20 protein-coding genes are annotated in these 13252 nt (G+C 38.5%); 18 read left to right on the top strand and 2 right to left on the bottom strand.

Annotation, left to right across the window (positions count from 1 at the left end; translation table 11 throughout):
• Window positions 1–248: 248 nt before the first annotated feature.
• The 18 genes from XEN7305_RS02310 (at window position 249) to XEN7305_RS02235 (ending at window position 10369) form a co-directional block, all read left to right on the top strand.
• Window positions 249–494 carry an AbrB/MazE/SpoVT family DNA-binding domain-containing protein gene (locus XEN7305_RS02310; protein WP_006507721.1) on the top strand — a complete coding sequence of 82 codons (246 nt, stop codon included), beginning with the start codon at window positions 249–251 and terminating at the stop codon, window positions 492–494.
• Window positions 481–870, top strand: coding sequence for a PIN domain-containing protein (locus XEN7305_RS02305; RefSeq protein WP_006507720.1), 390 nt, complete (start codon window positions 481–483; stop codon window positions 868–870). The genes XEN7305_RS02310 and XEN7305_RS02305 overlap by 14 nt, the downstream gene beginning before the upstream one ends.
• Window positions 871–1571: 701 nt before the next feature.
• Window positions 1572–2219 (top strand): serine O-acetyltransferase, encoded by a 648-nt coding sequence (cysE, locus tag XEN7305_RS02300; RefSeq protein WP_202951229.1) that lies wholly within the window; start codon window positions 1572–1574, stop codon window positions 2217–2219.
• Between the two features lie 4 nt (window positions 2220–2223).
• On the top strand, window positions 2224–2511 hold the full coding sequence (locus XEN7305_RS02295) for an Asr1405/Asl0597 family protein (protein ID WP_006507718.1): 288 nt from the start codon (window positions 2224–2226) through the stop codon (window positions 2509–2511).
• Between the two features lie 85 nt (window positions 2512–2596).
• Complete coding sequence (locus tag XEN7305_RS02290) at window positions 2597–3139, top strand: Dps family protein (RefSeq protein ID WP_006507717.1); 543 nt, start codon at window positions 2597–2599, stop codon at window positions 3137–3139.
• Between the two features lie 47 nt (window positions 3140–3186).
• Window positions 3187–3411 (top strand): DUF2949 domain-containing protein, encoded by a 225-nt coding sequence (locus XEN7305_RS02285; protein WP_006507716.1) that lies wholly within the window; start codon window positions 3187–3189, stop codon window positions 3409–3411.
• Window positions 3412–3505: 94 nt separating this feature from the next.
• A complete protein-coding gene (gene nifV / locus XEN7305_RS02280) occupies window positions 3506–4621 on the top strand; it encodes a homocitrate synthase (protein WP_006507715.1) in 1116 nt (371 codons plus the stop codon).
• Window positions 4622–4765: 144 nt separating this feature from the next.
• Window positions 4766–4966, top strand: coding sequence for a putative nitrogen fixation protein NifT (gene nifT / locus XEN7305_RS02275; RefSeq protein ID WP_006507714.1), 201 nt, complete (start codon window positions 4766–4768; stop codon window positions 4964–4966).
• Window positions 4967–5008: 42 nt separating this feature from the next.
• Window positions 5009–5170, top strand: coding sequence for a hypothetical protein (locus XEN7305_RS28845; RefSeq protein WP_006507713.1), 162 nt, complete (start codon window positions 5009–5011; stop codon window positions 5168–5170).
• Window positions 5171–5240: 70 nt separating this feature from the next.
• Window positions 5241–5411, top strand: a complete 171-nt coding sequence (locus tag XEN7305_RS28840) for a hypothetical protein (RefSeq protein WP_006507712.1) — start codon at window positions 5241–5243, stop codon at window positions 5409–5411.
• Window positions 5412–5489: 78 nt separating this feature from the next.
• The gene (locus XEN7305_RS02270) at window positions 5490–6011 is read left to right on the top strand and encodes a flavodoxin (protein WP_006507711.1); all 522 of its coding nucleotides are present in this window, start codon (window positions 5490–5492) and stop codon (window positions 6009–6011) included.
• A 17-nt stretch (window positions 6012–6028) separates the two neighbouring features.
• Window positions 6029–6514 (top strand): hypothetical protein, encoded by a 486-nt coding sequence (locus XEN7305_RS02265; protein ID WP_006507710.1) that lies wholly within the window; start codon window positions 6029–6031, stop codon window positions 6512–6514.
• A gap of 19 nt (window positions 6515–6533) precedes the next feature.
• Window positions 6534–6788 (top strand): hypothetical protein, encoded by a 255-nt coding sequence (locus tag XEN7305_RS02260; RefSeq protein ID WP_006507709.1) that lies wholly within the window; start codon window positions 6534–6536, stop codon window positions 6786–6788.
• Between the two features lie 5 nt (window positions 6789–6793).
• The gene (locus XEN7305_RS02255) at window positions 6794–7246 is read left to right on the top strand and encodes an ankyrin repeat domain-containing protein (RefSeq protein WP_006507708.1); all 453 of its coding nucleotides are present in this window, start codon (window positions 6794–6796) and stop codon (window positions 7244–7246) included.
• Between the two features lie 18 nt (window positions 7247–7264).
• Window positions 7265–8578 carry a nitroreductase family protein gene (locus XEN7305_RS02250; protein WP_006507707.1) on the top strand — a complete coding sequence of 438 codons (1314 nt, stop codon included), beginning with the start codon at window positions 7265–7267 and terminating at the stop codon, window positions 8576–8578.
• Window positions 8579–8625: 47 nt separating this feature from the next.
• Entirely contained in the window at window positions 8626–9591 is a 966-nt protein-coding gene (gene cysK / locus XEN7305_RS02245; RefSeq protein ID WP_006507706.1) for a cysteine synthase A, read from the top strand.
• Between the two features lie 47 nt (window positions 9592–9638).
• Window positions 9639–9929, top strand: a complete 291-nt coding sequence (locus tag XEN7305_RS02240) for a (2Fe-2S) ferredoxin domain-containing protein (protein ID WP_006507705.1) — start codon at window positions 9639–9641, stop codon at window positions 9927–9929.
• Between the two features lie 41 nt (window positions 9930–9970).
• Window positions 9971–10369, top strand: coding sequence for an ArsC/Spx/MgsR family protein (locus tag XEN7305_RS02235; RefSeq protein WP_006507704.1), 399 nt, complete (start codon window positions 9971–9973; stop codon window positions 10367–10369).
• Between the two features lie 22 nt (window positions 10370–10391).
• Here XEN7305_RS02235 and XEN7305_RS02230 read toward each other — a convergent pair whose 3' ends face one another.
• Both XEN7305_RS02230 and XEN7305_RS02225 read right to left on the bottom strand, forming a co-directional pair.
• Window positions 10392–11999 (bottom strand): helix-turn-helix domain-containing protein, encoded by a 1608-nt coding sequence (locus XEN7305_RS02230; protein ID WP_006507703.1) that lies wholly within the window; start codon window positions 11997–11999, stop codon window positions 10392–10394.
• Between the two features lie 465 nt (window positions 12000–12464).
• The gene (locus XEN7305_RS02225) at window positions 12465–12635 is read right to left on the bottom strand and encodes a ribbon-helix-helix protein, CopG family (RefSeq protein ID WP_006507702.1); all 171 of its coding nucleotides are present in this window, start codon (window positions 12633–12635) and stop codon (window positions 12465–12467) included.
• Window positions 12636–13252: the final 617 nt, after the last annotated feature.

The raw sequence follows: 13252 nt of genomic DNA, 5'->3' as shown, positions 1-13252 counted from the left end.
ATTTAACTTTCTCTTACCATTTTAATGCGATCGCCTTAAACTAAGGGCGTTGCTGAATCCAGATATGAATTCGTTTCGCGCAAAGGCGCAAAGACGCAAAGAAAGAAGCAAAGAAGATTAGTCCAAAATTCTTTCATGTTTTAAATCAGCAACGCCAGAACTTGCTCTTTTAGATTTTGCAACGAATTCCTGCTCACTCTGATAATGTCTTACTATAAAGTAAGGAATAATAGTAAGGAACAATAGTAATGGTTCAAGCTCGTTTAACAGCAAAAGGACAAGTAACCATTCCCAAACAAATTAGGGACTACTTGAACTTAGATAATGGCAGCAAAATAGATTTTGTTATTGATGAAAATGGAGAAGTGAAAGTAATACCCTTAAATATTTCTGCTGAAAGCTTGTCGGGGATTTTGCACCGAGAAGGAATGTCAACGGCTTCTCTCGATGAGATGGAAAAAGCGATCGCTGAGGCTGCCCATGATTGGACTTGATACTAATGTCGTCGTGCGATATCTAACCCGAGACGACGAAACACAATGGCAAAAAGCTGTAGATCTTATCAACCAGTCTGAATCATGCTTTCTCTGTAATGTAGTTTTGTGCGAAATATTTTGGGTTTTAAAGGGAAAACCTTATAGGTATTCTCAAACAGAAATCATGGAAACTCTAGAACTGATGCTACAAAGTCCTAAGTTTGATTTTGAAAATCGTTCGATTGCTTATCAAGCGATCGCTGCTACCAAACAGGGAAAAGCAGATTTTGCAGATTATCTAATCGGTACAGTAAATCATCATCATGGAGCGACTCATACAGTTACATTTGATCGCAAGTTAAAAAACGTCAAGAGATTTACCGTATTAGATTGAATTACATGCGATCGCCGAAGTTGCCAATGATTGAACTTGATACTAAAAAAACAAAAAAAACTGGAGTAAGCCTGTCAAACCTCTCCAGAAAAGTTACGGAATTCAATTTCTGTCATGAGACTTGCACCAAGATTCGGTCTCTGTCTCAATCTGTATCTAAAGTAACATTATTTTCATTCTGAGTTTGGTAGTCGAGATTATCAAGTTTAAGAAAAACGTAACAATCGCTACAAACTATACCCTGACCGAGTTCTGTTTAGGTAACTTCTGATGCTTCTATGAGTACCTGATTTTTGACAGTAGCATCTCGTCTATTTCTTATTCAGACTAGGTTCTAGAAAATATCATCTGGATGACTAAATACCAATAGCTTGCTCGAACAATACTAAGACCTGTTGGTAAAAATACTAGTAGATAGACCCCAAGAAAAGTTTATAGATCGCTCAACACATTATCCAGTCTTAAGTTTTCTATTGATGAGTGCAATCTAATGAATCTAATGAATCTAACCTGTACCCATCATTCTAAACAAAATTAAGGGTACTGATATAAGCATTACATAGACGAGCGACCCTGCGTCCGAATCAAGTGGGATTAATCTCGGCGCAAGACGCAAAGGAAGGATAAAAATGCAACAGCCACTAACTATCAACAACAAACAAGGGTTAAAGCATCAAAACTCAAACATCTTATTTGCAAACATGCCTTGGCCATCAAGTCTCTGGGAAGATTTTAAGATTATCTTTGATCGCGATCCAGCAGCTAGTAATTGGCTAGAAGTATTGATTTGTTACCCTGGAGTTCATGCTTTAGCTTTACATCGCATTGGTAAATGGCTGTGGCAAAAGCAAGTTCCTCTAGTGCCCCGTTTCCTATCTCACTTAGGAAGATTTCTCACTGGTATTGAAATTCATCCTGGTGCAACTATTGGCAAAGGAGTTTTTATCGATCATGGAATGGGAGTCGTCATTGGTGAGACTGCGATTGTTGGTGATTATTGTTTAATCTACCAAAATGTCACCTTGGGTGGCACAGGCAAACAAATAGGAAAGCGTCATCCGACTTTGGCCCAAAATGTGGTTGTCGGTGCTGGCGCCAAGATTTTAGGAAATATTAATATCGGTAATAATGTTCGCGTCGGTGCGGGCTCGATCGTACTAAGAGATGTCCCAGATGATTCTACAGTGGTAGGCATTCCTGGTCGTATCGTTTCTTCTCGTACTGGCCAGGGCTGCCCCCTAGAACATGGCAAATTACCTGATCCAGAAGCTAAGATCATTCATTCTTTAATCGATCGCATCGAGAGTTTGGAACAACAGATACAGAAATTATCCCCTTATCAACCTTAATATCATGTACAAACTTCCCCGCCCTGACGCCTTTGTCAGTCAGGTAGCTAAGATCCATCGTGGCGATCGCTGGAGTGTCCATCATCGCCTGCAAGAATTAAATATTCCCTGCTGGTGCCCCGAAGATGGTGCGCTCTGGGTAGAAATTGATAGTTGCATTCATGCCATTCTACTCCGTAGTGCTATTCAGCAATTTATCAACACGCGCTCGGAATCCATTACATGGCTGGAGCGGTGTTGGTCAACGGAATTAGATGTCATTAATCATCGATCAATAGCCATTAGTCGTTAGTCATAGATACTAAACAACAAATGGCCAAGGAAAAACAGATTAACCCTACTTATCTCGTTTAACGGGACTTACAAATTAAAGAATCATGACACAAACATTAGTCTTACAATCTTTCGGAGAAGTTGCCAATAATCCTGTTGGTTTGGAAAAAGAGGTTGTCGTTCCTGTCTGCGAAGGTTTAAATCTTGCTCTAGCAAGTTTTCAGGCTCTTTATCTACAATATCAAAAACATCATTTTGTAGTAGAAGGTTCAGAATTTTACTCAATTCATCAATATTTTCAAGAAAGTTATGAAGCAGTTGCTGGCCATGCCCATGATATTGGGGAACGTTTAAATGGTTTGGGAGGTGCTCCTGCGGCCAGCTTTAGCAAATTAGCCGAGCTTTGTTGCTTTACACCGGAAGAAGATGGCATCTTTGGCTGTCGTCAAATGATCGTTAATGATCTAGCTGCTGAGCAGAAAATTATCGATCTCATTCGTCGTCAAGCTGCTCAAGCTGAGAGTGTGGGAGATCGAGCTACTCGTTATCTCTACGAACAACTTCTCCTAGCTACCGAAGAAAGAGCCTTCCATCTCGATCATTTCCTAGCCAGCGATAGCCTAACCCTAGAATTTGTTGGTAATTAGACATAGTCATTGGTCACTGGTCATTGGTTTTTGCTAACTGAAGACCAATGACTACTAGCCAAGGGCAAGAAATCATGGAATTCAATTTACAAGTTACGGAATTAGGTCGGTTTTTACAAGAGGAGTTAACGATATCTCCTGCTGAAATTTCTTTAGTTATGCAAAAACAAGAGGAATTAAAAGCACCCATCCCAATGTTGCTCTGGCAATACGGTTTGGTCTCCCGATCAAGATTAGACCATCTTTTTGATTGGTTGGAAAGTCAAAATTAGTTAGATCACCGTTGAGACTCTTAACTTTCGGAGTAGATTTACTTTTGACTTTTGACTTTTGACTTCCCCGTTAGGGGCTATTGAGGAATATGTTATGCCATCGATTCAGATTAACGATACAACCTTGCGAGATGGAGAACAAGCGGCAGGAGTCGCTTTTAATATAGAAGAAAAAGTTGTCTTTGCCAGCTTAATGGATGCCATTGGCGTACAAGAGCTGGAAGTGGGCATTCCCGCAATGGGTAGTACCGAAGCCGAAGCAATTACCGAGATCGTCAAACTCGGTTTGAAAACTAAGCTTACTGGTTGGAATCGTGCTGTGCGCGCAGATATCGATGCTTCTCTAGCTTGTGGTCTAGAACGAGTGCATATATCTATTCCGGTTTCCCAAATCCAAATTGCTGTTAAGTTTCAGGGTAATTCTCAGCTAGTCTTAAATTTACTCCGAAACACGATTCGTTATGCTTGCGATCGCGGTTTATATATTTCGGTCGGTGGGGAAGACTCTTCTCGGGCTGATGACAATTTTTTACTGGATATGGCCTTAGCGGCTCAAGATTGGGGGGCATCTCGGTTTCGTTTTTGCGATACCGTAGGGATTCTCGATCCTTTAATGACCTATAAAAAAGTCGAAAACTTAGTCGCTAAGCTAGATATTCCCGTAGAAATGCATACCCATAATGATTTTGGTATGGCAACGGCTAATGCCTTAGCGGGTATCAGAGCAGGAGCAACTTCTGTCAATACCACGGTCAATGGCTTAGGAGAAAGAGCGGGTAATGCTGCTTTAGAAGAAGTGGTCATGGCATTGAAGCGCATCTATGGAATCAATATTGGTATCGATACCCAACGATTTCAAGAAATATCAAAATTTATAGTTGAAGCTTCTGGTTGCGATGTTCCTCCCTGGAAGGCGATCGTGGGGGATAACGCTTTTGCTCACGAATCGGGCATCCACGGCCATGGAGTAATCCAAAATCCTGCCACCTACGAACCCTTTAGCCCCGAAGAAGTGGGACGACAACGGCGCTTAGTGATTGGCAAGCATTCTGGCAAACATTTGATTAATAACTTTTTACAACAACATGATATTGCTCTGAGCTTAGAAGAAACGCGATCGCTTTTGGCTACAGTGCGAGACTTATCAGTTGAATTAAAACGTAGTTTAACAGCAGACGAGTTGCTAAATCTAATCCCCAAAGTCAATTAATTCTTATATAGCAATTCTTTTTCTCGTGAGGTACAGCAAATCTAAGCTTTCGGGAACGGGGAATAGGGAATAGAAAGTACGTGTACCTCAATAAATCTGAGAAACGCCATAAACAATAACAAATAAAATCGGCAGGAAAAAATCATGAAAGTAATGTTACATAAAAACGATCTAGGACATTTATCTGTCTATGTACCGAAAAAAGATTTGGAAGAAGAAGTGGTCGAGCAAACCACTACAACAGAAGGCAAAATTTTAACTCTAGCTAATGGTTGGCAATTGTCTTTTGATGGGTTGGAAGACGATGCTAAACTGCCTCAAACTTTCCGAGCTAGGAAATTATAAAAATTTGTTGTTATCTATTCAATTGGATAAGGGAAATTAGCTATGAAAGGAAGAAATATCAAAATTGCCCAACAAGCTGCCCAACATAAAATTCTTATTCTGCTAGTCCTAACTCTATCTTTGATCTTCGATCTAATTTTTCGTCAACCAAATTCAAAATCGTTAGACAATCAGTCTCTACCTGAAATGCCAGCAGCAAGATAGATTGAGAATTTTATTTACCTTTGCAGTCCAAAGTATCAGTAATGCTTAATAATGAATTCAAATAAAGATCATGAACAATTCAGAACGTCTTCGAGAAGAAATTTTAACTCTCATAGTCCTTATTATCACCCTCGCCTTTACTTCTAGTAACTTTACTCCAGAGTCTTCGAAAGATAAATCTTGGAATAATATCTTGCCAATGGCGGAAGTCGATAATCAGGATTTTCAATCAAATCGATAACAAGTAAAACTCTAGAAAGTAATAGTCAACTTTGTAAATAACTTACCAACAATCTTATCACTAACAGGAGATGTAATCATGGCTAAAATTGGAATTTTCTACGGTAGCACAGCCGGTGTAACTGAAGAAATCGCTGAAAAACTTGTCGGTTATTTTGATGAAGATGTTTGCACTCTTTACAACATGGAAGATGACTTTGATGATTTTGACGACATGTTGCAATACGATTATTTATTGCTTGGTTCTTCTACTTGGGGCTCAGGGGAAGTGCAAAATGATTGGCGCGATCCTCTAGTAGACATGGAAGATGAAAAACCCGATTTTACAGGCAAGACCATTGCTTTTTTTGGGGCAGGAGACTGTGGAACTCATGGCGAAAATTTTGTCAGCGCTTTGGGAATTTTGTACGACTCTTTTAAAGAAGCAGGGGCCACCATAGTTGGGGAAGTTCCCACAGATGATTACACTTTCAATTATTCTTTCGCCGTTCGTGACGGTAAATTTGTCGGATTGCCCATTGACGAAATTAATGAAAGTGAAAAAACCGATGAACGCATCGAAAATTGGATTGAAAACCTCCGCCAGTATTTTCCTCAATAATTAAGATTAAACAAATCATGCAAACTATTCAAGATCGGCTTTCTTGGTGTGATGTTGAGCCAGAAGTTAAAAAATTATTGCTCTTAGCTAGTGATAATTGGGAGTACACAGGCTTAGCAGAAAAATACATCAGATCAGCTTTATCTCAAGCAGGAAATAACCTCGATGTATTGGTGGGAGCTTATCGCTTCTTTTTCTATAAACATCAACCGGCAACTGCGCTGTCAATTGCCGAACAGGTTCTCCAGTTGATCTCAAAAACAGAAAACTTACCAATTGAATGGTCACAACTTAAGCCAATTTTACTCACTCACAAACAAGAACCTAATATTCGACTATACCTAAACGCCTATGCAGCCAAGGGTTTAATTCTTGCCCAACTAGGCAGGCTCACTTCAGCTAAAGAAATTAGCGAAAGAGTTAGGGAAATAGACGATAGTCGGGAATTTTGTGCAACTACAGTCTTTGAAGTACTCACACAATCGCCCGATGAAGATGACTAATCAACCATGTTAAAGACTAATGACTAATAACGAACGCCAAGAAGAATATTTCAAATTAATCGATCGCCTCCTTCGTTGTCCGAATGGCAAAGAGCCAGAGGTTTTAGATGCTAGTGCAGATTTAATTGATGCTGAATTGATCAAAACCATCATGCAGGTAGCGACAATTATGGCCCACGAAAATAACCAAGAAAGTTCCCAATTCTTGATCTTTATCGCTCGTCAACTTGCCAAACAATTAGGCTTGTATCCAGAATTATCCACTGAGGTATAAGAATCATGACGATAACTAAAGCACTTAAACAAACGACAAAAGTATGGCTACAAGGAAAAGGCTACAGTGCAAAAAATCTAGACCAACAAGGCGATAATGGCACCACAGCTTTAGTCCTTGCTAGCCGAGAAAGAGAGATTGATATTGTACAGGATTTACTTAGTAATGGAGTTGACATTAACCTAACAAATAATGACGGCAATAACGCTCTTTGGTTTGCTTGTTTTAGAGATTATTTTGAGCTTATGGAGTTGCTGATTAATGCAGGTATCAATCTTAACAATCAAAATGATAACGGTGTCACTGTATTAATGTATGCTGCCTCTTCAGGTAAAGCGGAGGCAGTTAAACTTTTATTAGCAGCAGGGGCAAATCCTAATCTCAGAAATCTTGATGATTTTAGAGCGATCGAGTTTTCTAATACTGTCGAGATTTTTAATTTATTGCGAAATCATTGACCAAAAGATTGACTAATAATGGCTATTCAACAATTAGAAACTGTCGGTAAAAAATTCCACGATGCGACTAAGCATTCTCCTCTGTCGGTGATGCTAGATCCGAATTATGTGGATGCGATAACTCAACCGTCTGCTTTTAAGATCTACCCCAAATTTTATCGTCGTTTTGAATTAGATAAAGAGAATCCAGTTCATGATTTTATTCGTTTAACTAGTACTATTACTTTCGAGAAACGGTACAAATATGATTCTTATCAGTTGAGAGTAAATCCTTCAGCAGGAGCTCTATATCCTTCTGATGTTTATGTTCAGATTCGAGGAATCAAAGGAATTATAGATGGTATTTATCACCTAGAAGTAGCTACCAACTCATTGACTTTGGTTTATGAATTGATTGATGATGGCTTGGAAAGTTATATCTTACCTGATTGTTTAGTCAAGGGTTTTATTTTTTTAGTAAGCTCTGTTTATTATCGCTCTAGTTGGAAATATAAAAATAGAAGTTTGCGCTATTGTTTTTTGGATAGTGGGCATCATCTAGGTGCGATCGCTGCTGCTGCTTACTTATATCAAAAAGCGATTCAAGTTATTTTTGATTTTGATAAGATTGAGCTTAATCGCGATCTAGGGTTTGAAAATAAAGAATTTGTTACTGCGAGTGTAATTTCTGGAGAAATTAAGCCCAAAACTGTTCGCAAATTGCGATCGCCTCTACCTTTTGTTTCTCCTACAGATTATTTTGAGGCTAATCCCTTTATCGAGGCAGGATATAGAAATACGGTTTTAAATGATACAGCAAGGGATTTATTTTCTAATAGAAAGTTAGTTCCTGAAATACCATATTTTAATTGTCCCCCAGAAAAGTTTTTACCAACAATTCTTGGCAGGCGATCGGCAAGAGCTTTTAAAGGAGGAACGATTACTCAAGCAGAATGGGAACAAATTTGGCATTGTTTGCAGCAGACTTTACCGACAATTAATCAAGAAAATATTGTAATCTATTTAGTAGTTAATCGTGTTGAAGGAATAGAAACAGGTTTGTACAAAGAACTTCAGTTACTAAAAGCTGGAGACTTTAGAGAACAAGCCAAATATTTATGTGTTAATCAAGCATTGGCTAGAGATAGTGCCATCACTTTATTTTTTGCTTCCCACTACGATAACTATCAAACAGCTATGCAGATTGCTGGTTGGCTAGGGCAAAGACTTTATTTAATTAGTAATTATTTAGGTATTGGCTGTAGTGGAATTGGAGCTTATCACGATGATGAAACCAAAAAAATCTTGGGGACAAGTCAGGATATTCTCTATGCTATGGCGATCGGACGGTGAATAAGTAATAAGTAATAAGTAATAAGTTAATAACTAAAAAAAATATCATGAAAATTGCCAATAATATTACAGAATTAGTTGGGAAAACTCCCTTGGTACGATTGAATACGATTCCCTTTGCTGAAGAATGTTTGGCTCAAATTATAGTCAAATTAGAAAGCATGAATCCCGCAGCCTCAGTAAAAGATCGAATCGGAGTTAATATGATTAATGCTGCGGAAAAAGCTGGTTTAATTTCTCCAGGTAAAACAGTATTAATCGAGCCTACTTCTGGCAATACTGGTATTGCTTTAGCTATGACTGCTGCTGCTAAAGGCTATCAAATTATCCTCACCATGCCTGAAAGCATGAGTCGGGAACGACGGGCCATGTTAAAAGCCTATGGCGCAACGCTGGAGCTAACTCCTGCTAGTGAGGGCATGAAAGGTGCGATCTCTTGTGCGGAAGAACTAGCCGCCACTTTACCTAATGGGTTTATGCTCCAGCAGTTTAAAAATCCTGCAAATCCTGAGATTCACTCTCAAACTACCGCAGAGGAAATCTGGTCGGACACAGATGGACAAATAGATATCCTGATCGCTGGTGTGGGAACGGGGGGCACCATTACAGGGATTGCTGAAGTTATTAAACAGCGTAAACCCGAGTTTCAGGCGATCGCAGTTGAACCGACCGATAGTGCTGTACTATCTGGTGGCAATCCAGGAGGGCATAAAATTCAAGGCATCGGTGCGGGTTTTATTCCTGAAGTATTAGATGTCAATTTAATCGATGAAGTAGTGACCGTTAGCAATGACGAAGCCTTTGACTATGGTCGTCGTTTGGCCAAAGAAGAAGGTTTACTTTCAGGCATTTCTACTGGAGCAGCTCTGGCGGCAGCTATTAAAGTTGGGAAAAGGCCAGAAAATGCGGGCAAGTTAATCGTCATGATTCAACCTAGTTTTGGAGAACGTTATCTAAGCACGCCTCTATTTCAGGATTTAGATGAGAAGAAGTCATTAGTTGTTAGTTATTAGTCATTTGCTATTGGGACAAACAAAGACAAGGAACAAATATTAAGATTATGAAAACCACAAAAGTTCGACAATCGACTAAATCAGGAAAAAATAAAAAAGGTAAAATCCTGATTTGTCGCAAGTCTAGTTGTGACAAACGAGGTGGAAAAAAACTTTATCGGGCTTTGGGAGAAACCCTTCATAAATTGGGATTAAAAGAAAGAATAAGCATCGAAGTCACAGGCTGTCAGAAACAATGTAAAAAAGCTCCCAGCCTAATTTTGATGCCTGGGAAAGTCAAGCATGCTGACGTTAGTCCCAAGGATCTGGGTTCCCTGCTAAAAACCCATTATCAATAGTCTTTGGTCATTTGTTATTTTATTTGATGCTGGAGGCAATTATGGCACGAGTTATTTTCTATGAAAAACCTGGATGTATTAATAATGCTAAGCAAAAAGCTCTATTATGGTCTGCGGGACATGAAGTATTGGCCCATAATTTACTAAAAACGCCCTGGACGTTTGCTAGCTTACGTCCCTTTTTTGGCGATCTCAAGATAGTTGATTGGTTTAATAAAACTGCACCTTTAGTCAAGTCAGGAGAAGTAGTACCCAAAAACTTGGATGAAAAGACAGCATTAGATTTAATGATGAAATATCCCTTGTTGATTCGTCGTCCTCTGATTCAAGTAGAAGACGTTCGTCAAGTTGGATTTAATTACGATCAGATCGATGCTTGGATTGGTTTATCGGCACCAAAGGTCTTAGAGGATTTAGAAAATTGTCCTCGAACTCACTAAAAAAAGCCAGCAAGCAATAACATTACTCTTGTAGCTCCAAGACTTTGCGTAGTTTGTGAATATCCGCTATTTTAGGTGAGAAACGACTATTCTCGATATCTCGAATCCAGCTTTGACTTTTTCCTATTTCCTGTGCCAACTTCCTCTGACTAATTCCCAGTCTTTTTCTGGCACTCGCAATTTGTTCAGCACTTATATGAGCAGTGCTTTTAGCTTTATTCTGACGACGAGCTTTTCGTTGTTTTTTATTTTCCCAATGGGATAGTTGCTTATCCCATTCTGGGGGCAATTCAAAGTAAAGAATCCTCGCTTTCATCAATAAATTCCATTTTCCTGGTGGCGCAGAATTAGTAATGCTAGTTTCATTGCAACCATCATTAATCCAAAACTCCATTGCTTCTTCGGCATCGTCGGGAATGTCAGCCAATCTCGCCCACAAAGGCTGAATTTTGGTTGGGTAGGTTATAGGATCGAACATGGGCTTTATTTGATAATGATTAAGGACTTCTAAGTCACTCTCAAATCTGCGCAATAGTCTCTTTCGTTTTTCCCGATTTAATGAAGCCTCATTAATCTTGGCTTCGCCATAAGCCACATACATTAATGTCGGAATCGTAATCCGCTGTTGTTTGCCCATTTTTGTTTTAAATAGTAGCCATAGCATCATTCTCACCGCACCTTCATGTTGATGCCAAATGGTCATGACTGTGGTTAATAAAAACTTGGGTAAAGTGCCGTATTGATAATAAGCAACATATTTTTTATATCCTTGTTTATTAAGAAAATACTTCGCCCACATACCGGCTTTGATTCTAAAAGTTATGCCTACAAGATGTTTGTATCCATGCTCATCTTCTTGAAAGTGATGATCGATCGCCATTAAATGCCAAATACGGTCTTGGGGCACAGAAAACGCTTGAATTTTACCCTGTCTAAACCAATCAATATCGGCAACTAGTCTACAGGGTTGTTGAACTAGATTTTTGATCAAAGTCAGCTTGGTCGCTTTGCTCAAGTCCTTGCGTTTATTTAAGCCCAAATAAGTTTCAAGTTGTTTGTTATCGATTACAAACTCTTGTTCCCAAGGTCTTTCTAGGTGAGTAGCAAAAGAGGCGAAGATCAAATGCATACAAGCCGCACGGATATCCATTGAGTTGATAACAGTTTCCGCATCTTGACTGCTCAAAGTCTTATTTAGATCTGTGTTGACATTTTCGCTGAGGCGAAACTCAATTTTACCTTTCCCTTGCTTGACCTGGCGCTCAAAATACAACTTACCATCATGATCAGTTTGCCAAGAAGAATCCGCTCCTTTTGCCAATAAGTTACAAGCTTCCCAAATAACCATAGAAGAGGAAATAGGAGTGTTATGGCCATTAGCGAAAATGTGATGGCTATTCAAAACCATTGCCTCAGCCTTGTATCTACCTTTTTTAGGAGGTAAAGGTAGTGGCAAATTGTCAGGACAACTACTAACACATAGAGGTCCCGATTCTATATCTTCACAGCCATTACATAGACCTGGCTCTATCCAATATTCATTATTGTCATCTATTTGAATTGCGCCTGTTGGACATATGGTTGTGCAGTCACCACATTGCACGCAAGTAATCGGGATTGTGTAGGTCATAGTTCAGTTTCCTCTGGGGATTATTTACGGCTAACAAAAAACAGGAGCAATATAGAATTATTGAATTCTTAAGTAGTAAAGCAACTCCACACAAACACGAATTAAAGTCCAGAAATCATAACATTAAAGAAAATCATTTCTTAGGGTCACCTATTAGCTGTTATCCAATGATGTGGGAGTAATTTACTTGCTGCTTGTTGTTTATTAATATCTACACAATCTTCTTTACCCAATTTGTTATATTTGCTATATTTTATAGGATTTAAATTATTCTTTATGTTTTTTTTATTTTTGTTATTTTGGTCATTTTATATTTATTGCAATATTGTTTTACAGTTACAATAAGTGCTAAATTAATTCAAGCAATATGTACTTAACGAAGTACAAATAATCTGGGTTAAAATAGTATAAAATATGGTTGAAAAGATCAAAATAAATTAAACTTTAGATAACTAATCAGATGAATTAGTCTGTAATTTTCTCCTTTTTGTTGGCTTTTTCTGACATTTCTAGGCTTGGAGACCATTCTCTAACTAATTGTCTTAAGACATCATTCATAGATACCTGAAGCTCCTCGCAATAGGATTTAACTTTACGATATTCTGCTTCTGTCAGTCTCAAACTAAATCTTTTCATAATATTAAAATGACATCATCCTAATGTCACAGAATAGCGATCAAATTCACCATCCTAATGTCACAGAATAGTGATTAGATACAAGATTAATATTCAAATTTTGCTCAGCTCATTTAGTAAATGACGTCAAAATGATGCCATCCTAATGCTGATATTCCTCTAAGCGAAAATTTTTAGTACTTAGTAGAGAAACTTGTTGTTACTAAGGTCAGTTATAGCATTAACCGTCTAATAGAGTTTAAGTTATTGATTATATTCATATTCATTAATATTAGTTAAAGATGTACTCAAAGGTCACAAACGATAATTTGCAATGGGTGAACATTTAGTTTGAGATAGGGGTCCAAGTATTTTCGGGTCAGGACACGAGTACTCTTAGGTTGGAAGATGAGTATTTTGTTTTTGTTTCACCACTCTAATTTTTATGCTGTGAGACAAGGAAGTGGTCGTAAATTTTCTCATACCAAATTGAATCGAAGGCAGAAGAATGAAGGCAGACGGCAGACGGTAACTGGCATAGTGGGAGAATTAGACTCACCACTATGCCCTGTTCCACTTAAAGAAGTGGAGGAATTCAACCTAAAGGGATAAGTTAGAAGTAGTTTTATCCTTCTGCC

The sequence above is a fragment of the Xenococcus sp. PCC 7305 genome (genome assembly GCF_000332055.1).
Lineage (GTDB): Bacteria > Cyanobacteriota > Cyanobacteriia > Cyanobacteriales > Xenococcaceae > Xenococcus.
Note: the sequence above shows the minus strand (reverse complement) of the source record. Positions and strands in the feature narration are given on the sequence as shown.